The organism is Bacillus paramobilis, assembly GCF_038096195.1.
GTDB lineage: Bacteria > Bacillota > Bacilli > Bacillales > Bacillaceae_G > Bacillus_A > Bacillus_A mobilis.
This window is the reverse complement of sequence record NZ_CP151108.1, coordinates 281,384-307,465: the sequence shown is the minus strand read 5'-3', so window position 1 is coordinate 307,465 and position 26,082 is coordinate 281,384. Positions and strand designations below refer to the sequence as shown.

The window sequence follows — 26,082 nt, the reverse complement described above, 5'->3', positions numbered from 1 at the left end:
TCCCATCATACACGATAATCTGAAAAATGCAAAGGTTATTTCTTTTGTTGTTTATGGAATCATCCAAGTCAAATAATATGCCTGTACATACGTCATAATACCAACAATAATTACGAAGAATAAACTATGCTTCACTGTAAAGCGGAATAAATCTGATTCCTTTCCAGCAAGTCCAACTGCCGCACAAGCAATTGCAATCGATTGCGGAGAAATCATTTTTCCTGTTACACCGCCCGTTGTATTTGCTGCAACGAGAAGTACTTCTGATACACCGACTTGCTGTGCTGTAATCGCTTGTAAATTCGAGAACAGTGCATTGGCTGACGTATCGGATCCTGTTAAAAACACACCGATCCAGCCTAAGAATGGTGAGAAGAACGGGAATAGTCCGCCAGTTCCAGCAAGCGCTAACGCTAGTGTAGAAGATAAACCAGAATAGTTTGCGATAAATGCGAATCCTAATACGAATCCGATAGATAGAATTGGCATCTTAAGCTCATTTAGCGTTTCTTTAAATGTTACTACTGCATCTTTTGCACTCATTTTCAAAATAAAGATAGAAATGATACAAGCAATTAAAATTGCTGTTCCCGTCGCTGATAAAATATCTAATTTCAAAATTGCTTCATAAGGCGTCGGTTTATTTACAATTGGCTCTGCTTTCATTACTAGATTGTGTAAGCCTGGAACTTCAAACTTAAACACAAGGCTTTCCAATGCGCCACCTGGAGCAAATAACGCTTTAAAGAAACTTTGGCTCCAAATGACTACCATTACAGTTAAAATAATGAATGGAGACCATGCTTTTACGACTTTTCCTACCGTTAGTTTCGGCATAGATGTTGCCGTCGTTGCCGCAGCTACTTCACTATTTGCTTCTTTAGACTGATAGATTTCTTTCGGCTGCCAAACTTTTAAGAATAGCGATAAACTCACTAAACTTACAAGTGCTGACGTAATATCCGGAAGTTCTGGTCCTAAGAACGTCGCTGTAATGAACTGCGTAATTGCAAATGAGCTACCCGCTACAAATAGAGCTGGCCATGTTTGTCTTACTCCTTTAAATCCATCCATTAAAAATACGATAAAGAACGGAACAAATAATGATAGAAACGGTAATTGATGTCCAGCCATTTGTCCAATTTTATGTGGATCAATACCAGTTACTTGTCCAGCAACTGTAATCGGAATTCCCATCGCTCCGAACGCTACTGGTGCCGTATTTGCGATTAAACAAAGACCCGCTGCATATAAAGGATTTAATCCAAGACCTGCAAGAAGTGCTGCCGTAATCGCTACTGGTGCACCAAATCCTGCTGCCCCTTCCAGAAATGCTCCAAATGAAAAACCGATTAAAATAACGAGTAAACGATGGTCATTTGTAATGGATAATACAGATGCACGAATGACATCGAATTGACCTGTTTTTACAGATATTTTATATAAAAATACCGACATAATGATAATCCAAGCAATCGGCCATAGTCCGTATAAGAAACCATATCCGGTCGCTGCCATCGTCATCGTGAACGGCATCTTATAAGCGAATAACGCCACTAAAATTGTAAGTACAACTGTAATAAATCCTGCTACATACCCCTTCATGCGAAAAACTGCTAAAGCTAAGAAAAAAAAGATAATCGGAATAAGTGCGACCGCTGCCGAAATCCAAATGTTTCCGAACGGATCATAAACTTGTGTCCATGTGTTCATTGTTCTCTCCCCCTAAAGAATCCCCTTTTAAATAGAATAACCTCATCAATAGACTATCAGGTCATCATACCTTTAAGTCTAAAATAAAAAACGTTTAAGAAAACGTTTTCATTAATTCTATCACAACCATTTATATTACAAAAGAGTTTTTTGAAAATTTTATTATTTAGTGTGGAAATCTTACAAAAACGTCACGTTCTTGTAATGTTCATCGATAGGAAGCTCACTACATTTCCTGCATAATAAAGGTATAACAACGGATATTATTTATGAGGTGATATATATGAACGGAAACAAAATATTAGCAGCTTTATCATACTTTAGTGTATTATTTGCCCCTATCTTATTCCCTATCATTGTGTGGATTGTGGGAGATTCTGAAACAAAACCACATGCAAAACGCGCTCTATGGACACACATCATTCCAAGCATCGCGTCATTTATTGGATTTATTATTCTAGGAATTATGGGCATCGGATCGGATCAACCAGACGTAACACTTGGCATTGGAGCAATGATTGTCTTATGTATTTGCGGCATTATTAGCTTATACTACTTCATTTGGAACATCGTAAAAGGTATTAAAGTGCTGAAAGCTTAAGGTTAAACAAACGTTTGATTAAAAAGACACTATCGCATGATGATAAATGAAATTTCGTCGATAACCGACTTATTAATAAGAAAAAACCGTCCCAAAATACCTTTTGGGACGGTTTTTTTATCTTCTGCGTTTCTTCTTTTTTCTCATCATTTTTTTGCGGCGCGTATTCACTTTATCCGCTATAATGTGAAGCGTGCTTGCCACAACAATTCCCATTACGAACGTTACAATTTCAACCTCATGTTTCTTCGTAATTTCTATCAAATTCCCGTCAAGCGCGATTATATTTAATAGGAATAAAAACGGAGAAAATACAATTAACATGTATGCAATACGAATCACATCACCAAGTATAATTGTATGTGTAAAGAAGGAGCGATGCGGCATGACCTTCTTATACGGATACCAAAATATACGTAAGAACCCCCATTTATTATACGCATTACTATATGTATCTAAATCCGGCGTTAAAAATGAAGTACCTACTAAAAAGCCAATTGCAAAAGTTAATAAAAAATCCAAGTTTGTTAATCCATACGAAAAGAGCATAAACAAAACAACCGGAAGGGATATTAAGTTTATTTTCGTATGCGTTCTTCCTGATGGCATAAAGCACTTCCTCGCTTACGTTCGCCCTGTCACCATATGACAGTTCTCACCTATTGATCTAATTTCTGATCGATAAAGGATGTGTCTATATCCGAACCAAACCATTCTGCCAACTTTACTCGTGCCTTATCTTTCACCTCTTCATTGACGTATAACGACGCTTGTAATAGCGCAGCCATTAACGCCCCTAAATCATCTGTATAACCAACTCCAGCAATGAAATCTGGGATGGCATCAATTGGTGCAATAAAATAAGCAAGTGCTCCAATCACAATAATTTTCACTCGCTTTGGAACATCAGGTCTTTGCAAAACGTAAAACAATAATAAACTTGCATAAATGACCGACTGCCCTGCTTGCTTTGCAACATGTTTTGCTTTCTTCCAAAACGCTTCAACTGAAAATTTTTGTTCCATGTAAAAGCCTCCCTATTTTTTTAAAGAAATAAGCTACAATATGTTATCAGTAAAAGTTCATCAAAATTACACATAATCTATCAATGAACTTTCATTGTAACAAACAAACTAAAAAAGAACAAGTGTTCGTTAATTTTTACATACTTCCCTTCATATAATAGGTTTCTAGATAACCACTCACCCATTGTCATTTCTTATTTCTCAACAAGAAAATTTTCACTTTCACTGAACATTCTGCTCTACCTTTGTTATATTTTCTAGTTGACGGACATATAAACGAATGTTAAAGTTTTCTCTGGTAGTGACAAATATCATACAAAAAATGTAAAATGTTATAGTGTTTCTCAGAAATGAATTTTGTTGTATAATACAGAAATGACGTTATGCTTATGAGCAGCACAAGAAACCAAAAGGGTATGCATAGTTATAGTCGTATATGGGTGAATATAGAACCTCTAATTATGGCCAAGAAAACTATGTATTTTTTATTTTAGCATTTTTCGCTCCAAAATCGACCAAGCCTGATAGAGAAAGGGTGGAAATGAATGAAAGAAACCTTGAAATCACAATTTCAAAATGTGCGTTTCACTGTATTCGTAGCTTTAGCCGTATGGTTGAAGACATATATTATTACACGCACAAGCTTTGATTTAAAACTTGAATCTTTCATGCAAGAATTCATTTTATTCCTTAGCCCATTAGCAGCATCATTACTGCTTGTTGGCCTTGCATTATTTGCAAAAGGGAAAAAACGTAACTATATAGCACTTGGAATTAATTTTGTCTTAACAATCATTCTTGTTGGTAACGTAATGTTCTACGGATTCTACAATGACTTCGTTACTTTACCAGTACTAGGACAAACATCTAACTTTGGAAGTTTAGGTTCTAGTGTGAAAGAATTGTTTAACTACAAAATTATCCTTGCATTTGCTGATATTATTGTATTCTTCATTTTATTGAAGAAGATGAAGAATTTTGCACCGACAGAACGTGTAGCACGCCCAATGCGTTCCCTATACTTCGTGTCAACAGTTGCTATTTTCTTCGCAAACTTAGGACTTGCAGAAGCTGAGCGTCCTGAACTATTAACACGTTCATTCGACCGCGTTATGCTTGTTAAAAACTTAGGTTTATATGTACACCAAGTGTATGATCTTGGCTTACAAGCAAAATCAAGTTCACAAAAAGCTTTTGCTGACGGTAGTAAGTTACAGGAAACAGAGAACTACGTAAAAACAACGCAAAGCAAACCAGATCCAAATATGTTTGGTACGGCAAAAGGGAAAAACGTAATTGTTGTCTCTCTTGAGTCATTACAAACATTCTTAATTGGTGCAACAGTTAACGGACAAGAAGTTACACCGTTCTTAAACCAATTTACGAAAGAAAGTTATTACTTTGATAACTTCTTCCATCAAACTGGGCAAGGAAAAACATCTGATGCTGAATTCTTAGTAGATACTTCCATGTATCCACTAGACCGTGGTGCTGTATTCTTCACACACGGTAATAACGAATATACAGCAACTCCAGAAATTTTACGTGAGCAAGGATACCACACATCAGTATTCCACGCGAACAACGCAACATTCTGGAACCGTAACATTATGTATCCGGCGCTTGGTTATGATCGTTACTACAACGAGCTTGACTACAAGATTACGCCAGAAACGAAATTAAATTGGGGATTAAAAGATATCGAATACTTCGATCAATCTATCGATATGTTAAAAGAAGTGAAGCAACCGTTCTATACTCGCTTCCTTACTTTAACAAACCATTACCCATTCACTTATGATGACAGCACGAAATTAATCGATGAATACAATTCTGGTGATGGCGTATTTGACCGTTACATGGTAACTGCTCGCTATTTAGACGAAGCAATGAAACACTTTATTGAGCGTCTAAAAGCTGAAGGTATTTACGACAACTCAGTTATCGTATTCTACGGTGATCACTACGGTATTTCTGAAAATCATAACCGTGCAATGGCACAGTTCTTAGGAAAAGAAGAAATCACTGCATTTGACCATATGAACTTACAAAAAACACCGATGTTTATTCACGTTCCAGGTCAAAAAGAAGGTAAAACAATTTCAAAACCAACTGGTGAAATTGACATTAAACCAACAATTCTAAATTTACTTGGTGTAGATTCTACGAACCAAATTCAATTTGGTCATGATGTATTCTCACCTGATAATAAAGGGTTCGTTGTTCTTCGTGACGGTAGCTTCATTACAGATAAGTACATGTACACGAACAGTACATTCTATGACCGTAACACCGGTGAAGTTGTACAACTACCAAAAGAAGAATCTCAACCACTCATTGATCGCGCCCAAAATGAATTGAACATGTCTGACAAAATCATTGAAGGTGACTTACTTCGCTTCTCTGAAAGTAATAAGACCAAAACTGGTGAAGTAAAAACAGCTATTAAAGAAGAAAAGAAGAGCGCTGAGTAATCTCAGCCTCTTTTTTTTATATTTCTCCATACAATCACTTATATTCATTAACTTTAACATTACATAACCTTTACCAAATATTCACATAGGATTAACGAAACATCTCTATAATAAAATATGTAAGCAAGGTTCTATATATTTCTTATCTCTCATCTGTAATAAGATCCCTTAAAGAAATATATGAATCGTTTATTTCTACTTTCTTATAATTGTCTTTCAATATGTTTTGTTTCCATACACAAAACATTCAATAAGACGATGTCCCTATGAAAGATAGCTACCCTCCTTGTGCAGCATTCCATAAGAATGTTGCTTTTTTTTATTCAAAAGCAGGATTCTTATTTCTTATTTTCGAATTTGTATATACAAAATGCTGTAAATCACTACTACTTCTCTACCATTTACAAATACATATACGGCATATGTAAAGAAGTACTCACATAAAAATTACTATAGTGATTTTTATTCCAAATGAATGAAAGCTTCACTTTACTTATGCACTTACGAAAGGATGGGACAGAAATTGGCATACGAAAAATTTGTACTATGGAATGATGCAGTTATTGATACAACAAAACATCGCGCGTACATAGAACTTGAAGAAAGAGGCTTGCAGTTTGGAGATGGTGTCTACGAAGTTATTCGCCTATATAAAGGGAACTTTCACTTATTAGATCCGCATATCACAAGATTATATCGCTCCATGGAAGAAATAGAATTATCACTCCCTTTCTCAAAAGCAGAACTTATTATCCTACTTTACAAACTAATTGAAAATAATAATTTCTACGAAGATGGAACGATTTATTTACAAGTATCTCGTGGTGTACAAGCTCGTACCCACACATTTTCATATGACGTCCCGCCGACAATCTATGCCTATATTACGAAGAAAGAAAGACCCGCGTTATGGATTGAATATGGTGTACGTGCTATATCAGAACCCGATACGCGCTGGCTACGCTGTGATATCAAATCATTAAATTTATTACCCAATGTATTAGCCGCTACGAAAGCTGAACGTAAAGGTTGTAAAGAGGCTCTTTTCGTAAGAAATGGTACTGTAACTGAGGGAAGTTGTTCTAATTTCTTTCTCATAAAAAACGGAACTCTCTACACACATCCAGCCAATCACCTTATTTTAAATGGTATTATTCGTCAATATGTCCTTTCTTTAGCGAAAACCCTTCGCATTCCGGTACAAGAAGAACTGTTTAGCATTCGCGATGTTTATCAAGCAGATGAATGCTTTTTTACAGGAACGACGATTGAAATTTTGCCGATGACTCACCTTGATGGAACTGCCATTCAAGATGGTCAAGTTGGTCCTATAACTAAAATCTTGCAAAGATCCTTTTCTCAAAGCTTGTTACAATCCAATATGTCATCTTCTTAAACACGAATAATTTCTAACCTTTCTACATTCAATATATGTATTTAAATGGAAATCAAGGTATAATTTATGCCTTGATTTTTTCTTGTAATCTTTTTGTCATATTCAGATTCCCGCATAAGTCTTGACAGTAATCGACATGCTCTTTAGAATTTTTAACAGTTGGTAAATATTTCTTCACTACATTACAGACAGAAAGGAATCGACAAATTATGAAAAAATACCTTGCCGGTCTTGCGGCAGTGTCTGTAGCAGGAGGAGCAGCACCTACACTTGATAGTGTTCAAGCTGCCCCTGAACAAAATACACAAAAAGCTGCTACAACTGTCCAAGCTTCTGCATCAAACAGCTCATCTTATACGGTAAACACTAGCGTATTACATGTTCGTGCAGGATCAAGTACTTCTCACGACATCATCTCGCGTGTTTATAACGGTCAATCATTAAATGTGATTGGCGAAGAAAATGGTTGGTTCAAAATTAACATGAATGGAAAAACAGGATTTGTTAGTGGCGAATTTGTATCAAAAAATGGAGCAAGCAATTCTAATGTAAGTACAACAGGTGGGAACAATAAAGTTACTGCCGATGTATTACGTGTACGTACCGCTCCTAACACTTCTAGTTCTGTTTCAGGACGTGTATATGAAGGACAAGCATTAAACGTAATTGGTCAAGAAAATGGTTGGGTGAAAATCAACCATAATGGACAAGTAGGTTATGTAAGTGGCGAATTTGTATCTGGTGTTTCTTCTAATGCAGGTTCTTCAAACAACAATACAAATAATAACAACCAAGAATCTGTAAAACCAGCAAGCGGAAACTATACAGTAAATGTATCTTCCCTTCGTGTTCGTACAGGTCCTAGCACTTCTCATACAACTGTAGGTTCTGTTGCAAAAGGACAAGTCGTACAAGTTGTTGGGGAAGTTCAAGATTGGTTCAAAATCAATTATGCTGGACAAGCTGCTTACGTAAGCAAAGACTACGTAACAAAAGGCGGTTCTAACGACAACGTTACGCAAGGAAACAACCAAGAACAAAACAATAATGTAACTGTTCAAACTGGCGGTACTTACGTTGTTAACGCAACATCTCTACGCGTTCGTACAGGCCCTGCTGCTTACCATAGTGTAATTGGTGGCGTGTTAAATGGTACTACATTAAACGTAGTTGGATCTGAAAACGGTTGGTTTAAAGTAAACTATCAAGGGAAAACAGGCTTCGTTAGTAGCGAATTTGTAAAATTCGTTAAAGGTGGCACTGCTACTCCTGAACAACCGAAACAGCCTGAACAGCCAAAACAACCTGATCAAGGTGCAATTGGTGACTACTACATTAATGCTTCTGCCCTAAACGTACGTAGCGGCGAAGGTACAAATTATAGAATCATAGGCGCACTTCCACAAGGACAGAAGGTTCAAGTAATCTCTGAAAACTCTGGATGGAGTAAAATTAACTACAACGGTCAAAATGGTTATATCGGAACACGTTTCCTATCTAAAACACCAGTTGGTGGCGCTGTAAATAATAAGCCTAACGACAACCAAAATAACAATCAAAATAATAACAATAATAACAACAATACAAGTAATAATAACGGCGATAGTTCTTCCCTACTTGCATACGCAAAAGGAATGCAAGGCGTACCATACGTTTGGGGCGGTACTTCTGCTACTGGTGTTGACTGCAGTGGTTACATCTACCATGTATTTAAGAAATTTGGTCATAACATTAGTCGTCAAAGTGTTGCAGGATATTGGAGCAGCTTACCACAAACTTCAAGCCCACAACCAGGTGACTTAATTTATTTCAAAGACACTTATAAAGCAGGTCCTTCTCATATGGGTATTTACCTTGGCGGGGGATCATTTATCCAAGCCGGAGATAAAGGTGTAGCAATCGCTTCATTAAGTAATTCTTATTGGAAGAGCCATTTCTTAGGATACACAAAGGCACCTTAAGTTATATTTTTAGAGCCTTCTAGATTACTAGAAGGCTCTTTTTAGTATGTGTCACCTCTATCCAAGAAAAAATAATGTATCTATTTCCCTATTTCATACACTATATTCCACAAAAATAACCCCTAACGTTATCACAATGTATATATTCCCACAAAAAACATAACCTATTTCATGTCTATTTATTTTATATGTGTTTTTTTAAAGAATTTTCTTTTTATTTAAACTTTTCGTTAGACGTTTGACCTCCGATGTCCATTATGATAAGTTACTTAAGATGTTATATTCGCAAAAGTATAGACAACTGGTTTATACACTTTTTTTACTATGAGGAAGGAGCATACACTGCATGAATCTTTTATGGGGAATTGGCGGCGTGATTGGAGTATTAGCAATCGCTTTCTTACTATCTTCCAACCGCAAAGCTATTAATTGGCGCACAATTTTAATTGCGCTAGCATTACAAATGTCATTTTCATTTATCGTATTACGATGGGATGCCGGAAAAGCAGGTTTAAAATACGCTGCAGATGGCGTTCAAGGATTAATTAATTTTTCTTACGAGGGAATTAAGTTCGTTGCTGGGGATTTAGTCAACGCAAAAGGCCCTTGGGGATTTGTTTTCTTCATTCAAGCACTACTTCCAATCGTATTTATTAGTTCATTAGTTGCAATCTTATATTATTTCGGTATTATGCAGAAATTTGTCAGTGTCGTTGGTGGCGCATTAAGTAAACTTCTTGGAACTTCTAAAGCTGAAAGTTTAAACTCTGTAACAACTGTATTCTTAGGACAAACTGAAGCTCCAATCTTAATTAAACCTTACTTAGCACGTTTAACAAATAGTGAATTCTTCACTATTATGGTAAGCGGTATGACAGCTGTTGCCGGATCAGTTCTTGTCGGCTATGCAGCGATGGGAATTCCGTTGGAACACTTATTAGCAGCAGCAATTATGGCAGCTCCATCAAGTTTATTAATTGCAAAACTAATTATGCCAGAAACAGAAGAAGTAGATAATAACGTTGAGCTTTCTACAGAACGTGAAGACGCAAACGTTATTGATGCAGCTGCACGTGGTGCATCTGAAGGTATGCAACTTGTTATTAACGTAGCCGCAATGTTAATGGCTTTCATCGCATTAATCGCTTTATTAAATGGTCTATTAGGATTAATTGGCTCTCTGTTCCATATTAAACTTAGCCTTGATTTAATCTTCGGTTACTTACTATCACCATTTGCAATCTTAATCGGGGTTTCTCCTGGTGAAGCTGTGCAAGCAGCAAGCTTTATCGGTCAAAAACTTGCAATCAACGAATTCGTTGCATATGCAAACTTAGGACCACATATGGCAGAGTTCTCTGCAAAAACAAATTTAATTTTAACATTCGCAATCTGTGGATTCGCAAACTTCTCTTCTATCGCAATTCAATTAGGTGTAACAGGAACGTTAGCTCCTACTCGCCGTAAACAAATTGCACAGTTAGGGATTAAAGCAGTTATCGCTGGTACATTAGCGAACTTCTTAAATGCAGCAGTTGCAGGTATGATGTTCCTATAAAATGATGTAAAGTCTCCTCTTTCTAAAGAGGAGGCTTTTTATTATGTTTTTTTCGTATATATTAAATACTTCATGCCGAAATATAAAAACATTATGATAAAATAATTAGTAAGTCTGTTTATTTTTTCTTGCAAAAGAGGGATACTACTTGTGGTTGCTCTGTAAAATAACCTATTCATCCGGTCTATTTCTTAATAATTGCGCATACTACAAGTATCCTTGCATGAATTATCTTTAAGGAGGAAAGTTTTGTGAAAGATAACTTCTATAAAGTCCTCTCTATGTGGATTTTACAAATTTTATTTTATTTTACAACTGTACATGTAACCCAATATGAGCATGCTCTCATTTTCACAATTATATATGTAATTGTTAATGTACTATTTCTATTATTGACTGATAAAACCGCATTTGTTCTCTTTATATTAGGAACCATTACTTCGGTATTCTATCTGTTCTACCAAGCATGGCTTTACTTATGGAGTACATCAGAACAATGGGAATACATTATTACTCACTTCCTAATGGCAGCAAACTTCTTCATCGTATATATATCAACTCATTTATTAAAGAAGGTTATTCATGAAAATAAAGAATTAACCGAACGTGTGAGAACGTTAGAACAATACATTGGAGAATCAAAATTATTAACAAGACAAGAATTCGAAAGACGACAAGCATTATTAATAAATGCAATGAATCGTCGTAATGAAACAGGCCTTATGATTTATTTTGACTTCACTCCCTTTAGTAAATATACGAAGGAAAGTGTTATGGACCGTGTAGCTTCATTATTAGTTGAAACGGTAAGGGCTGACTTTGACCTTGTTGCTGAATATGATAACAACACATTAGTCATTTTATTACAAAATACAAATGAAGCTGGTGCCGATATTGTAATGAACCGTCTACAGCCTAAAATGGAAAAATGGCTTGCAGCTGAGGCAATTCAAGACATTAAGATTAAACGAGAACAAATCGCTACAAAAGGACCGACAGTATTATGATGACACTCGTTATACTCCTTTTATTCCTCTTGTTTTGCGTACTTGTTTTTTGGATCAGCATCACATTTTCAATTAAATATGTACTTATTTTTACAGCCTTTCTGTTCTCTGGCTTACTCGTTTACTATTCTTTCTTAACACTTGCGGGCTTAGTTCACCGAAATAGGAAACGAAAAGATCGTACGCTAGAACATTATCCAAGCGTCGACATTTTAATACCTGCCCACAATGAAGGCGTCGTTATTAAAGATACTTTAGAGGCGATGGCGAAGATTGAATATCCAGGAAAACTAACTGTTTATTTATTAAACGATAACTCTCAAGATGAGACACCTGAAATTGGTGACGATTTCGATAAAGCTTATGCTCATATTCGTCACATTCGCGTTCCGGCAGGTGAACCAAAAGGGAAATCGCGTGTATTAAACTATGGTCTTAGTATTTCAGATGGTGAATACTTCTGTGTGTATGATGCAGATAACCAGCCTGAACCACATGCACTGCGAATGCTTGTAGAACACGCTGAAACAACCGAGGATGCTGTTGGAGCTGTCGGTCACGTTCGTACTGTAAATGAAAAAAGAAACTGGCTAACACGAATGATTTCGTTAGAATTTCAAATCTTCCAGCTCCTTATGCAATCTGGACGCTGGTTACTATTCCAAACAGGTTCACTAACAGGAACAAACATGCTTCTTCGCCGCTCTGCATTAGAGGAGCTTGGTGGTTATGATCCGTATGCAATTGCAGAAGACGCTGAATTAACATTACGAATTACACAAAAAGGCTATCTCTTGCCAATCGTTCCGGAATCGATTACATGGGAACAAGAACCTGAGCATTTAAAAATCCTTATTAAACAGCGTACACGTTGGCTCCAAGGGAACTTGTACATTTTAGAAAAAATGTTTTCTTCCTTAAGTTTCTTTAAAGGAAAACTTCTCGTCCATTCCTTACAACAAGTTTTAGTGTATGTTGTATTTTGGCTATTCTTAATCATTTCAAACGTTTGGTTTGTAATTGGGTTACTCGGGATATTCCAAATTCAATATAGCATTCCGCTACTATTTATGTGGTATGTCGCATATATTACATATGTTTCTCAATTATTTAGTGCCCAGAGTGTAGAACGAACCTTTACACCAACTAATATTTTTATTAGTGTTATCATGTACTTTACGTACGCACAGCTCTTTACGTACTTATTTATTCGTAGCTTAATTTTATACTTACGTGCAAAAAGCAAGAAACAAGTCATTGGCTGGGATAAAACAGTTCGATTCAAAAAAGATAAATAATAAAAATAAGCACAGAGCGCCGTATGCTCTGTGCTTATTTATTGCCGTATAAATTATATATCAGACAATACCCCTTAGCTGAAAGTAATTTCACGTCCATCCCCCAACGAACGATTGACCTTCATTTATATACGAAAAAGTGATTGCTATTTTTGTAGAACCAATTGCTTCTCTTGCTGTTCTTTGCGCGTTTCAGTCTTAGGTTCCGTGCTTTCTTGGACACTACGATGTGCCACACGTTTCAAACAAATATGCTTCCACTTTCTTTCGTAACGTTTCATTATTCTAGATGTCCCCCTTGAATGCGCTTTAAAACTATTTGAAATCGCTTACAGGAAATAATATAGCACATATACATAAACGTGACAACACATTTCCGACAATTTTTTGTCAAAAATATGAATAGAATTTATAAAATATCGGAATTTGTCGAAATGTATCGGTTTTTCTTTATATAAAAGGCATACTACTTATCTCGTAAAGTATTTTATTTCCTTGACTTGCAGTTCAAGTTTCTTCTATATAAAAAAGAGCTGATACACAATCAGCTCTTTTTCCTTCTATTATTTATGACGCTTCATACGCCCTTCTTTTTGTAACTCTTTAAATAATGCTGCCATCATAAAGAAAATAACGAAGACGAATGGGAATGCCGCTATGATAGCTGCCGTTTGTAAGGCCTCTAATCCACCTACATATAATAAGATAGAAGCTAACACTGCTAGAACGATACCCCAAACCATTTTAATGCGGTTTGGTGGATTTAAACTACCATGTGTCGTTAACATCCCTAAAACAAATGTCGCAGAGTCTGCAGATGTAATAAAGAATGTAGAAATAAGAAGAATAGCTAGAACTGATAAAGCTGATCCAAAGCTTCCCATCTGATCAAACATAGCGAATAATCCTACTTCAGTCCCCATTTCTTTCACTTTTTCAAAGATATGTGCATCGCCGAACAGTTCCATATGAATACCAGTCCCGCCGAAAACAGAGAACCAAAGTGCACCAATTACAGTCGGTACGAGTAACACACCGATAACAAACTCACGAATGGTACGTCCTCGTGAAACACGTGCAATAAACGTACCTACGAATGGTGACCATGCAATCCACCATGCCCAATAGAAAATTGTCCACGACTGAATCCATTGATTTCCGCCTTCATCTAATGGACTTAAACGGAAGCTCATGCTTGGCAATTCCTGAATATAAGAACCGATTGTTGAAGTGAAGTAATTCATAATAAAGTTTGTTGGACCTGCAAATAATACAATAATCATAAGTGCAAATGCCAAAATAATATTCGCATTACTTAAATATTTAATTCCTTTATCAAGACCTGTTTGCGCAGATAACATGAAAAGAACGGTTACGATTGCAATAATAACTAACTGTGTCGGCAATGAATTCGGGATAGATGTTAAATAACTAACACCACCAGCAATTTGTTTCGCACCAAGACCTAATGATGTTGCAACACCAAACACAGTTGCAAAAACAGCTAACACATCAAATGAATGAGCAATACGTCCATGCTCCCCGCCTTTAAATAACGGACCTACTGTCGCACTAATCGTACTTGCTTTTCCTTTTCTAAAAGTAAAGTAAGCAATACACAGCGCTACAAACGCATATAGTCCCCACGGATGTAATCCCCAATGGAAAAATGAAAAACGTAGTGCAAGACGCGCACTTTCCTCTGTTGCACCTTCTCCAAACGGCGGTGCGTACAAATGGTTTAATGGTTCGGCAACGCCCCAGAAAACTAAACCGATACCCATACCAGCACTAAATAGCATAGCAAACCATGTCATATAACTATAATCAGGTTCATCATCATCTTTACCTAAACGAATGGAACCGTATTTCGAAACAATTAAAAAGATAGACACACCTAATATAATAGAAACAGAAATAATATAGAACCATCCAAACTTACTAACTAATGCAGTTTGAATTGCGGTTGTTACATTTCCTAAGCTACCTTTTCCAATAATAGATTCGGGAATAATCCCCCAAATTGTAAATGCAATACATAATGTTAATGAAACGATGAATGTTTTTGTCAGTTTCCTCATCAAATCCCCCTTCGTAGGTTTCACTTTTGTAAATAACATAAATTCCGATATGTAAAATCGGATAGAAAACTATAATTTTACGGTGATTTTCTTACTTTCACCTTCACCAATTCGAATTCTTATGGACAGCCTTACCTTCCGTATAACCTTTTCACTCTGCAAGAGCTATGAGATCGAAATACTGCTGTCAAATTGTGTGAGAAAAATGCGGATGGGAATGTATTTTCCCAAAAAAGGATGTGTTACAGATGTAAAAAAGGGCATTTTTCTTCCTTGCAACCCTTTCTTTTTGTAACAATTATGCGGTTTTTTTGCTAGTATATAGCACGTGTTTATAGTTTCACAAACGAAATGTTTATGTTTATATAACTATATTACCCATAAAACGGTAAAATACTCAAGGAATGTAATCGTTTAGTAAACATCATGTAACACTCCTGTAATGTTTTTATTTCCGCCGAAAACAATATGTTGTATTAAATATTTTGAATATAAGTAGAAACCTACTAATTACATAGAATGAAATACGCTTTCCTATATTTTTTGTTATATTACAGGATGTTAACGACTTATTACGAATGGTTTGTAATTGTGTGTTTTCCTGAAATCCGAAAAAATCTGTTGCTATAATGAGGACACGAAAACAAACGCAATGGAGGCTATCATGAAAAAATTAATTGGAATAGCAACAGCAGCAGTTTTTGGTCTTGGGATTTTCACATCATCTGCTAATGCAGAAACTGTTGTAACAACAGACGTACTAAATGTACGCGAAAACCCTACTACGGAATCAAAAGTTGTCGGTAAATTACTAAACGGGAATAAAATAGATGTTCAAAATACAGAGAACGGATGGTCAAAAATCACTTTAGATGGTAAAGACGCATTCGTAAGTACAGAGTTTACAAAAAGCATCTACTACGTAACAGCTAACGTATTAAACGTACGTGCTGAAGCGAACACAGACTCAGAAGTTCTTGGAACGTTGAAGAAAGACGATATGATCGAAACAACGAACCAAGTACAAAATGAGTGGTTACAATTCGAATATAACGGGAAAACAGCTTATGTTCACGTTCCTTTCTTAACAGGTACAGCACCTGTTATTGAGAAACAAGAACAACCTGCTCCTGCTAAAACTGTAGCACCAGCTAAAGCGCAAGCACCTGCAGCACAAGCAAAACCAGCTGCTAAACCTGCCGTGAAAGCTGCTGAAACTAGCGAACCTTCTAATGGTCGTGAGTTAACAGTTGTAGCTACAGCATATACAGCTCACCCAAGCGAAAACGGTGGCACATACGGCGGCCGTGTATTAACTGCAATGGGTCATGACTTAACAGCGAACCCAAACATGAAAATGATCGCTGTTGACCCGAAAGTAATCCCATTAGGATCTAAAGTATGGGTTGAAGGTTACGGAGAAGCTATCGCTGGAGATACTGGCGGTGCGATTAAAGGTAACCGTATCGACATCCTACTTGGATCAGATAGTGCTGCTCAAAAATGGGGACGCAAAACTGTTAAAGTGAAAATTTTAAAATAACCAATGACTGCTAAAGCCAGTTCTCTTTGTTGAGAGCTGGCTTTTATTTTTTTATAATAGCTTATAAGGAGGTTATGTCCATGAATGTACAAGCAAAAGTAGACTGGATCGGTACACCAAAACCGTATATATATAAGGATGAAGTAACATACGACGCTACTTCCATTGACTTTTCACTCGCTGGCGATGACAATCGATATAAATTAATTGTGCTCAGCTCTGAAGAAAATACACATTACAAAATTGTCCAATATGGAATCAAACCCGGCTCACAAAAGCCATTTCCTATCGACATTCCATTCGAACAAAACATGTTACCAATCATAGAACAAATATTACATGATCCATATGTACAAGCGATAGTAAAGGAAACGCGCTCATAATTGTAAAAAAGGATATCACCTCGCCAGATTTTTTCGGCTAAGTGATATCCTTTTTATTTCCCCTTCTTGAACACGAGTAGAGAAAATATATTAACGGTTCGACACGAAATATTGCTTTACCGACAAAAATTCACAATAGGAGACTCTACAAAAAAAGAGGCTGTTCAAAAACATTGAACAACCTCTCTCTTTTATTAACGAGTCGGACCAGATACTTCCTCTGATTTCAACGTATTATTGGCACCAAGAGAATGATATAGCACCTTTCCATTTCCATTAACAGTAACTATATGGTCATTATTAAAGCTTTTGAACTTTACAGACCCATCACCGTAACGAATATGGTACTCTTCGTATGTCGTTACTTTATATTTCGTAGCACTTTGACGCTCTATATTACGAACTTCCATCGTTAATAAGTCTTCTGTAATTCCCTTTTTGTGTAAATATTGTAGGTAATCACGGTCTTCTTTATACGATTTCCCGCTCTTATCATAATTATTTTCAATTAGACTAAAATCATTTAATGAAATCGCACGTACATTATCATAAATATGACTTCGTACAAAATCGCCAACTGCTGAGCTTGATGTTTCTTTTGGGAATTTTAAGTAATACGTGCTTTGGTCTCCAATTTTAATACTTTCAGATTTCACTACACCAAAATCAGTAGTTTTCTCTAAATGTACTTCTACTGTTTCATCTGTCGATACAGGACCAAGTTCGTAACTTCCAAAAGTTAATTTCCCGCGTTTTTTACCATTCACAAACACAGTTGCTTCATTTTCATCAGAAGAGATGGTTACATACTTACCTTCAAGTGATAAATCCACTTCTACTTTTCCGCTCTTTTCATCTGCTAACTCTACTTCTTTTTCTGTTTCTAATTCAGTAAGTTCTGTCTTCGCCGTTGCCTTTACAACATACGTACCTGGGAAGTATGGCCCCAGCTCTTTCGAAGATTTATCACTAGAAATGTCTGCTACCTTCTTATCATTCACAGATATTTCCGCTTTCTTTGCAGTTGTGCTTACACTCATGTAATAAGATTTCATGCTGAACTTATACTTCGGATATAAGAACCATTCTTTTCCGTCTTCGACAATTTGTCCATCTTTAAAGGCCGCTTTATCTTTTGTTAACTTTTGATCTACAGTCTCTTTCTGTAAATAAGACAGTAATTCTTTGTTATAAGACGGATTCTCTTTCAAGTAACGGATGTACGCCTTAATATCCTCTGTCTTAATCTTTAAACTCGGGTCTTCTGCTTTCACAAACTCATCAATCGCATTGATATCTTTCTTTTGGAATGCTTCAATCATTACATTCACTTGCTTTTCTTTTGAAAACTTATTTGCTCCAAATTTATATGCTCCAAATAATAAAGCTGCAATAATGACGAAACCAATAATCAAAAATAAATTTTTCTTACTTTTTACTGGTTTGGTCTCACTTTGCAATTCTGTATATGAAGTGACAGTGTTATCAACGATTATTTCGACCTTACTTCCGCACTCGGGGCAAAAGTTCAAATGATCTGCAACCTTCTTGTTACATGTTCCACAAAACTTCAACATGCTCTCCCCCTATTTTTTAGCTAATTTCATTCCGGCGAATGCCGTTACATATGTCAAAATAAAACTAAACAAAGTTAAATACACAAATGAATTTTGCATAGATAGTACAGTACCGCCTGCTCCAGCTAAATTCATGACCTTTCCTGAAACATCAATTTGGAATTTAGAAATGATGTTCAGTACAATCATCATAATCGTGTAAGAACCGCTACATACTGCTAGTGTGATATACATGTTCGTAGTTGGTAATTTCGCTAATTTTCTCCCAGCCATGAACATAAAGAATGCTGGAATGATAAGTAGTAATAAACCGTAATGGAATGCACCATTTACTTCTTCTACTTCAGCGAGATCCTCTGGATATCCACCTTGTGCAATTATGACATCCTTCATTCCGATACCATTCATAGAAATACCTGACACGAATGAAAATGCTAATTTGTTATCAGATTCTTGCTTAGTATATTTTTTAAATTGATGATCAAATGCTGGACTTGACACTTCTAACGGAGAAAAATGAGCCATACTCCATACTTGAGGTGCTAATTCTAGCGCTAATAATACACCTTGTGTTTTAGATTCTTTCTCTTCTTGTAACGGCGCAGCACTGTCTATGTTACTTACTAGCACTACAGCTAAAATGCACATTACTACCGCTGTCGCTAAAAACCCTTTTATCATAGATGAAATTCCATAATAAATAGATGCTCCATATGGCATTAATTCTTGGAATGCTGCTGCCATATTGTTTTTGCTTGTATGAGCAATAAATCCTAATAAAGTAAATAATGTTCCGCATACAAAACCACTCAATAAGCTCTTAAATGCTGAAAAACCAACCGTAATCTTACCTCCATCTGTGAATGGAATTGCAAAAGATTGTGATGCGATAAAACTTATGATGAATAAAAAGACGCCATAAATAATACCAACTATTGCTGCCATAAAAATTTGATCTTTAATCGTTTTTGCAGCGCCCTGCTTTCCTAACCAAATTCCTGTTCCAGCGAAAATAATAAATGGAATGATCAATAATAATGTAAATGGAGTATGCCAAGATAAAGATAATACCATTCCACTATCGGCACTAGCTGTAAAACCAAGTAAATGATAACTTAGCAGCGTAGAAGTCGCACTCGTATAAAAGCTTGATAGCATTTTTAACTCTTTCGCAAATGTACTAAACATCTCACTTAACATAGATGCAAATAATACACTACCAATCCATCCAGCAATTAACATAAGAATACTTGCAATAGCTCCACCAATAACACCTGTTTGTAACGAAGCCTTATCTGCTGTAAATTCAACTTTAGGAGCGCCGTCCATCACAGGTAATTTTACAGTTTGTTCTTTTTTCTTCACAACAAATAAAGAATGCCCACACTTTTGACAATATAAATTTTGCTGAGCATTTTCACTGCCGCAACCTTTACAATATTTCGCAGTATCTTGTTCTAACGTTACTACATCCGTAGCTCCCGCAATCTCCATACTACCTTCAATTGGGCAATAATTTACTTCCTCACCATGTTGCTTTCCGCACGTGCGACAATACATCTTATTCACTCCCCACTTTGCTCAATTCCACAAACTGGACAGTATGTAGAGTTTTTATCAATATGCTCATCACACGAAATACAATTTGCCGTTTCACCATCATTTTCTACCACTAACATCGGGTTAGGATTTCCGCATGAACCACAAAACTTATCATTTATCGATAAAGGTCCACCACATTCACATGTAGCTTTCTCGCCTTGCTGCTTTTGCAATTCAATGATGCGTTTTCTCGCTTGATAAATAGCCACATCAAATTCTTGGACTGGAGCAATCATTTCTTTTAAACTTGATTCATTTACTCCGTGCCCTCTTAATTGAACATACACTTTTTGTCCAACCTCTAATAGAACTTCTGCCTTTCTCTGCATTTGCACTTGCATTCCCTTTTTCAATTGAGCAATCTCTTGTGCAACTTGCAGCTTCATCTTCCCTTGCTCAATTCCTTCTTGTAACTTATTCATTCCACTACCTAACTTCGTCTGTAAATCTGACAAACTATCTCTCCTCCTATATACATATAGTAATATACAAAAATAACATTATATATATTACCATGATTTTCAATTTGTGTAATCTAAATTTCATTTTTTCTGTTTTGAGCATTTTTTGTTTATAATGGTAGAGGAAAGAAATATGTGTACGGAGGAATATTATGCTGCAACACTCAATTACGAAAGATGAAATTATGATGATTGCGAATGAGTTCGTTCAAGGACTAGATCCACAGCAAACAGCTGATCAGGAACATGTCGCTACAGCTCGGCACCTATATCGTAGTGGTGTTGTCTACAACGTTGACTTTGATGGTTATACGCTATCAGGAACTGTAGATGCTGAAGGCAGCGTATATAGCGTCCATATCCCAATTCGTAACGTTGCTGAAAGCTATTGTGATTGCTTTGCACCAACGCAATGTGAGCATATGCTCGCTGTGTTACTATCTGCAGCGTCTAGTTTTGGGCAAGTAGGAGATGTATTAACTTTATTTAAAAATAATACGAAACCTTCCCTTCCTCCTATTCGAACTGCAAGACAAGTGTTGCAATCATCAGCTTTTGAAGAAACGGATTATAAAAGTTGGCAATCGTATTTTGACAACGAATATGAATCATTTAAGAAAGAACAAGCTCGGCTTACTTATAAACAAATGTATTTTCTTATGAGTATTTTTACAGACTTCTATACGAAACTCGAGCGGAAAGCTCCACGTATCGTTGTGATACATGAGTTGTTCAGGCTACATGCAGCGCTTTATTGCTTTCAAAAATTATTAGAAGAAATTCAGGACTTCGAAGCAAATAAAACGTATTCTTATCACCAGCCTGTTAACGTCGTTCGCTTATTTGTAGATAAAGTGGAATCCATCGTTCGGGACTTACAATCAGAAGCGATTCCTTCAGAGTCTAAAGCAATTTTGCAAGAAACAGCTCGTCTCGTTCACGAAGTATTCTTCTCCACCGACGCCTATACGCAAGAAAGATTTTTTATTTATCGTCACATATGGAGTGAACTCTTACACAATAAAGAGAAACTGCAAGAAGAAGAAAAGCGAATCGATACGAAAATCAATCCACTCTCCAAAGCATTAGCATCTTCTCATCTACTCTTTTTAAATGACGAAGACCTATTAGCAATGGACTTACTCAAGAAACAACCTGCTTCTGTTGTAAGTCTGTACTTCTATTGGTTAGAAGAGCTATTAAATACAATGCAATGGGATCGTGCGAAAAACTGGCTTTCCTTTACGTATAAACAAGTGAAGAAAACGATACATGAGCATGAAAATACGGTTTTCATAAAAGATATCGTCCGCTTATTTGTCATCATGTACGAAACGTATGCAACCCATACAAATGAACAAGCCGGACTCGAAATGATTTTGCAAGAGCTATTACCATATAGTTTCGCAAACTATGAGCAATACGTACTCGCGAAAAAGCAATATCGTACATGGGCTGAACTTCAGCTCCTACATGGGTTTGAAGCAATTGAACTTTTGAAAGAGCCGCTGAAAGATATTGAAAAAGAAGCACCAGAAGCAGCCCTTCCTCTTTATCACCTTGCTGCCGTAGAGGCCATTGAAGAGCGAAACCGCAAATCATATAGACGTGCAGTTCGTTATTTAAAGAAATTACGTACATTGTATAAACGATTAAAGCGCACTGATGAATGGGATGCTTTCATTATTCACATCGCAAACTTACATTCACGTCTGCGTGCACTACAAGAGGAATTACGGAAAGGAAAATTAATCGATGATCAATCAAACTGAAGTAACAATTAGGCTCCAGCACGTTAGTCAAGGTTGGTTCCTTTGGGGAGAAGATGACAGCGGTACTCCATTATCCGTAACAAGTTGGAAACGAAATGCATTTACATGGCACTCCACTTCCTTCTACGGCACGTTTCTAAAAGAAGCGACCTTTGAAGGAAAACAAGGTGTTATCCTAACAAACGCACAAGCATTTGAATACATCGCTAATAAACCGATGAACTCTTTTGCCCATATCCAAATGAACGGTCCTATTACAGCACTTACGGAAGATGCGAACGAATTATGGGATTCCTTCATCGGCGGTAGCTTCGTACCTGATATGGAGCGTTGGTCTCAGCAACCATCTTGGAAAGTGCAAAATACCCCAATAGAAGAGGAAACATTGGCATCTCTTTTCTCGGCCGCGGTAAATGAAAGCATATTACAAGATAACCGTTCAAATGATGGATGGGAAGATGCCAAGAGACTTTATGAACATTACGACTTTACGAAAAGGCAATTGGATGCAGCACTACATGAAGAAGATTGGCTTCGAAAAATTGGTTACATCGAAGATGATCTTCCCTTTACAATCGGACTACGGCTACAAGAGCCACAAGAAGAATTTGAAATGTGGAAGCTTGAGACAATTGTTACACCAAAGCGCGGGGCTCATCGCATATATGTATATGAGAGTATCGATTCTTTGCCAAAACGATGGCACGATTATGAAGAACGTATTCTTGAAACACAAGAAGGATTCAGTAAGCTCGTACCGTGGTTAAAAGAAGACGAAACGTTCCGAAGTGAACTCTTTGAAACAGAAGCATGGAACTTCTTAACGGAAGCAAGTAACGAATTACTCGCCGCAGGTATTACGATTTTACTACCATCATGGTGGCAAAATTTAAAAGCAACAAAACCAAAGTTACGTGTACAGCTGAAGCAAAATGCTACGCAAACGCAATCTTTCTTCGGCATGAATACGCTCGTTAATTTTGATTGGCGCATTTCAACGAACGGCATTGATTTATCAGAAAGCGAATTTTTCGAACTCGTTGAGCAAAACAAACGATTATTCAATATAAATGGTCAATGGATGAGACTGGATCCAGCCTTTATTGAAGAAGTGCGAAAGCTCATGAATCGTGCCGATAAATATGGACTCGAAATGAAAGATGTCCTTCAGCAACATTTATCAAACACTGCTGAGGCAGAAATTGTAGAAGAAGATAGTCCATTTACCGATATTGAAATCGAACTAGATGGATATTATGAAGAGCTATTCCAAAAACTATTGCACATTGGGGATATTCCAAAAGTAGATGTCCCTTCTGCACTAAACGCAACACTCCGTCCGTATCAACAACATGGCATTGAGTGGTTATTATATTTAAGAAAGCTTGGATTCGGAGCATTATTAGCTGATGACATGGGACTTGGAAAAAGTATTCAAACGATCACTTACTTACTATATATAAAAGAGAACAATCTCCAAACAGGCCCTGCCTTAATCGTGGCACCGACATCTGTTCTTGGAAATTGGCAAAAAGAATTTGAGCGTTTCGCACCAAAATTACGTGTTCAGTTACATTATGGAAGTAACCGAGCGAAAGGCGAATCATTTAAAGACTTCCTTCAATCAGCAGATGTTGTATTAACATCTTATGCATTAGCTCAACTTGATGAAGAAGAACTTAGTACGTTATGCTGGGATGCTGTTATTTTGGATGAAGCACAAAATATTAAAAACCCACATACGAAACAGTCGAAAGCAGTACGAAACTTGCCAGCAAATCACAAAATCGCTTTAACCGGTACACCGATGGAAAACCGACTTGCCGAGCTTTGGTCTATTTTCGACTTCATTAATCATGGATATCTCGGCAGCTTAGGACAATTCCAGCGCCGCTTCGTCTCACCGATTGAAAAAGACCGTGACGAAGGAAAAATCCAACAAGTTCAACGTTTTATCTCACCATTTTTACTGCGACGAACGAAGAAAGATCAAACCGTCGCATTAAACTTACCAGATAAACAAGAGCAGAAAGCTTACTGCCCACTTACTGGTGAACAAGCTTCCTTATATGAACAACTTGTTCAAGATACATTGCAAAATGTAGAAGGATTAAGCGGGATTGAAAGACGCGGATTTATATTACTTATGCTGAACAAGCTCAAACAAATTTGTAATCACCCTGCTCTTTATTTAAAAGAAACAGAACCAAAAGACATCATCGAACGTTCCATGAAAACGAGCACGCTAATGGAACTCATTGAAAATATAAAAGATCAAAATGAAAGTTGTTTAATCTTCACACAATATATCGGTATGGGGAACATGCTAAAAAATGTGTTAGAAGAACATTTCGGCCAGCGCGTCCTCTTCTTAAACGGTAGTGTACCGAAGAAAGAACGTGACAAAATGATCGAGCAGTTCCAAAACGGAACGTATGACATTTTCATCTTATCGTTAAAAGCAGGTGGAACTGGCTTAAACTTAACCGCTGCCAACCATGTCATTCACTACGACCGTTGGTGGAATCCAGCTGTAGAAAACCAAGCAACAGACCGCGCATATCGTATTGGTCAAAAACGCTTCGTTCACGTTCATAAGCTTATTACAACGGGGACACTCGAAGAAAAAATTGATGAAATGTTAGAAAGAAAACAATCATTAAACAACGCCGTCATTACAACCGATAGTTGGATGACCGAACTATCTACAGATGAACTAAAAGAATTGCTTGGTGTATAAACAAAAGGAGCTAATCTCAAAAGATTAGCTCCTTTTTCTATTCCAAAACCAATTGCTTATTATAATTCCTGTTAATCCGCCGCATGTATCCAGCAATGAATCTTGCCACATCGGTGTACGATCTCCCGTAGTCCATTGATGAATTTCATCAAATGTTGCATATCCCGCAACGAATAGAAGAGCGTATAGGAAACACCTTTTTCTCGAATAACCCGATCGATGAAAAGCATAATACGTCAATGAACCTAGCATAAAGAACACCATAAAATGAGCACCTTTACGAAGGAAAAACTCAATAAATCCGCCTACACCTTTATTCGCAATGCTAACAGGTGTACCACCGCCATAATCGATAGATACCCATGAGAAATGCTCTTTCACAAACTCAACATTTACATATTGTTCAATATCCGAACGCATATCCTGCTTTTTATATGGTTGTGCCGAGGAATAGAAAATCAACCCCATCCATAGTAAAACAGGAATCCAAAATAACCATTTACGATTCATTCTTCCGAAACCCCTCTCTTAGTCTTTTAAGCGTACCAAAAAAAAGAATAAATTTCACGCCAAAACATGACATTCACGCCCTATTTATAAAGTGAAAGGGGGTGATAAACATGGCAGTCGAAACAATCGTAATGGATTTAACTTTACGTCTTGTCTTAAACAGTGGATTAGATAAGAACGGAAAAACAGTTTTCAAGAACAAACAATTTAAGCGTGTGAAAACAAACGCAAACTTAGAGCAAGTACAAAACGTAGCACGTGCTCTTGCTTCTGTACAAGCATCACCGCTTCACGCTATACAACTTGTTAGCACATCGGATCTTTCTAACCTATAAGGTGAAACTTTAATCAGTGAGGTGTTCATCCCCCGCTGATTATGA

General features: G+C 36.8%; 20 protein-coding genes. 12 read left to right on the top strand and 8 right to left on the bottom strand.

What is annotated here, in order from left to right; genetic code table 11:
* Positions 1–51 precede the first annotated feature (51 nt).
* Positions 52–1,713 (bottom strand): L-lactate permease, encoded by a 1,662-nt coding sequence (gene lldP / locus AABL52_RS01440; protein ID WP_341518797.1) that lies wholly within the window; start codon positions 1,711–1,713, stop codon positions 52–54.
* A 283-nt stretch (positions 1,714–1,996) separates the two neighbouring features.
* On the opposite strand from lldP, the gene AABL52_RS01435 reads away from it, so the two are divergent.
* On the top strand, positions 1,997–2,314 hold the full coding sequence (locus AABL52_RS01435; protein ID WP_001014106.1) for a DUF4870 domain-containing protein: 318 nt from the start codon (positions 1,997–1,999) through the stop codon (positions 2,312–2,314).
* A gap of 117 nt (positions 2,315–2,431) precedes the next feature.
* Here AABL52_RS01435 and AABL52_RS01430 read toward each other — a convergent pair whose 3' ends face one another.
* Positions 2,432–2,923: a metal-binding protein gene (locus AABL52_RS01430; RefSeq protein ID WP_098258012.1), complete on the bottom strand. Its 492-nt coding sequence runs from the start codon at positions 2,921–2,923 to the stop codon at positions 2,432–2,434.
* A gap of 50 nt (positions 2,924–2,973) precedes the next feature.
* On the bottom strand, positions 2,974–3,339 hold the full coding sequence (locus tag AABL52_RS01425; protein WP_000435500.1) for a YkvA family protein: 366 nt from the start codon (positions 3,337–3,339) through the stop codon (positions 2,974–2,976).
* A 545-nt stretch (positions 3,340–3,884) separates the two neighbouring features.
* Here AABL52_RS01425 and AABL52_RS01420 point away from each other — a divergent pair.
* The 6 genes from AABL52_RS01420 to AABL52_RS01395 all read left to right on the top strand — a co-directional run bounded on the left by AABL52_RS01420 (position 3,885) and on the right by AABL52_RS01395 (position 13,033).
* Positions 3,885–5,813 (top strand): LTA synthase family protein, encoded by a 1,929-nt coding sequence (locus AABL52_RS01420; RefSeq protein WP_341518796.1) that lies wholly within the window; start codon positions 3,885–3,887, stop codon positions 5,811–5,813.
* A gap of 511 nt (positions 5,814–6,324) precedes the next feature.
* Complete coding sequence (locus tag AABL52_RS01415; protein WP_144563914.1) at positions 6,325–7,209, top strand: D-amino-acid transaminase; 885 nt, start codon at positions 6,325–6,327, stop codon at positions 7,207–7,209.
* Positions 7,210–7,418: 209 nt separating this feature from the next.
* Entirely contained in the window at positions 7,419–9,170 is a 1,752-nt protein-coding gene (locus tag AABL52_RS01410) for an SH3 domain-containing protein (RefSeq protein WP_097844729.1), read from the top strand.
* 346 nt (positions 9,171–9,516) lie between these two features.
* The gene (locus AABL52_RS01405) at positions 9,517–10,728 is read left to right on the top strand and encodes a NupC/NupG family nucleoside CNT transporter (RefSeq protein ID WP_001051035.1); all 1,212 of its coding nucleotides are present in this window, start codon (positions 9,517–9,519) and stop codon (positions 10,726–10,728) included.
* 251 nt (positions 10,729–10,979) lie between these two features.
* Positions 10,980–11,735 (top strand): diguanylate cyclase, encoded by a 756-nt coding sequence (locus tag AABL52_RS01400; RefSeq protein ID WP_000654297.1) that lies wholly within the window; start codon positions 10,980–10,982, stop codon positions 11,733–11,735.
* Positions 11,732–13,033: a glycosyltransferase family 2 protein gene (locus AABL52_RS01395; protein ID WP_000988760.1), complete on the top strand. Its 1,302-nt coding sequence runs from the start codon at positions 11,732–11,734 to the stop codon at positions 13,031–13,033. Before AABL52_RS01400 ends, AABL52_RS01395 begins: the two co-directional genes overlap by 4 nt.
* A 563-nt stretch (positions 13,034–13,596) precedes the next feature.
* On the opposite strand, the gene opuD is transcribed toward AABL52_RS01395, so the two are convergent.
* Positions 13,597–15,114: a glycine betaine transporter OpuD gene (gene opuD, locus AABL52_RS01390; RefSeq protein WP_001230112.1), complete on the bottom strand. Its 1,518-nt coding sequence runs from the start codon at positions 15,112–15,114 to the stop codon at positions 13,597–13,599.
* Between the two features lie 664 nt (positions 15,115–15,778).
* Between opuD and AABL52_RS01385 the strand changes: the two genes are divergently transcribed.
* A complete protein-coding gene (locus AABL52_RS01385) occupies positions 15,779–16,657 on the top strand; it encodes a cell wall-binding protein EntA (protein WP_000733334.1) in 879 nt (292 codons plus the stop codon).
* Positions 16,658–16,737: 80 nt separating this feature from the next.
* On the top strand, positions 16,738–17,040 hold the full coding sequence (locus AABL52_RS01380) for a DUF3910 family protein (protein WP_098238603.1): 303 nt from the start codon (positions 16,738–16,740) through the stop codon (positions 17,038–17,040).
* Between the two features lie 194 nt (positions 17,041–17,234).
* Here the strand turns inward: AABL52_RS01380 and AABL52_RS01375 are convergent, their stop codons facing one another.
* Genes AABL52_RS01375 through AABL52_RS01365 form a run of 3 tightly spaced genes read right to left on the bottom strand, consistent with a single transcriptional unit; the run spans position 17,235 to position 20,674 of the window.
* Entirely contained in the window at positions 17,235–18,614 is a 1,380-nt protein-coding gene (locus tag AABL52_RS01375; protein ID WP_341519682.1) for a zinc ribbon domain-containing protein, read from the bottom strand.
* Positions 18,615–18,626: 12 nt separating this feature from the next.
* The gene (locus tag AABL52_RS01370) at positions 18,627–20,177 is read right to left on the bottom strand and encodes a zinc ribbon domain-containing protein (RefSeq protein ID WP_341518795.1); all 1,551 of its coding nucleotides are present in this window, start codon (positions 20,175–20,177) and stop codon (positions 18,627–18,629) included.
* 5 nt (positions 20,178–20,182) lie between these two features.
* Entirely contained in the window at positions 20,183–20,674 is a 492-nt protein-coding gene (locus AABL52_RS01365; RefSeq protein ID WP_341518794.1) for a zinc ribbon domain-containing protein, read from the bottom strand.
* Between the two features lie 158 nt (positions 20,675–20,832).
* Here AABL52_RS01365 and AABL52_RS01360 point away from each other — a divergent pair, with 158 nt between their 5' ends.
* Together AABL52_RS01360 and AABL52_RS01355 are read left to right on the top strand one after the other, a co-directional pair.
* Entirely contained in the window at positions 20,833–22,452 is a 1,620-nt protein-coding gene (locus tag AABL52_RS01360) for an SWIM zinc finger family protein (RefSeq protein WP_341518793.1), read from the top strand.
* A complete protein-coding gene (locus AABL52_RS01355; protein ID WP_341518792.1) occupies positions 22,436–25,192 on the top strand; it encodes a DEAD/DEAH box helicase in 2,757 nt (918 codons plus the stop codon). Before AABL52_RS01360 ends, AABL52_RS01355 begins: the two co-directional genes overlap by 17 nt.
* A gap of 24 nt (positions 25,193–25,216) precedes the next feature.
* On the opposite strand, the gene AABL52_RS01350 is transcribed toward AABL52_RS01355, so the two are convergent.
* A complete protein-coding gene (locus AABL52_RS01350) occupies positions 25,217–25,702 on the bottom strand; it encodes a VanZ family protein (protein ID WP_001080718.1) in 486 nt (161 codons plus the stop codon).
* A gap of 110 nt (positions 25,703–25,812) precedes the next feature.
* Here AABL52_RS01350 and AABL52_RS01345 point away from each other — a divergent pair, with 110 nt between their 5' ends.
* Positions 25,813–26,037, top strand: coding sequence for a DUF1659 domain-containing protein (locus tag AABL52_RS01345; protein ID WP_073517148.1), 225 nt, complete (start codon positions 25,813–25,815; stop codon positions 26,035–26,037).
* The last annotated feature ends 45 nt before the right edge of the window (positions 26,038–26,082 follow it).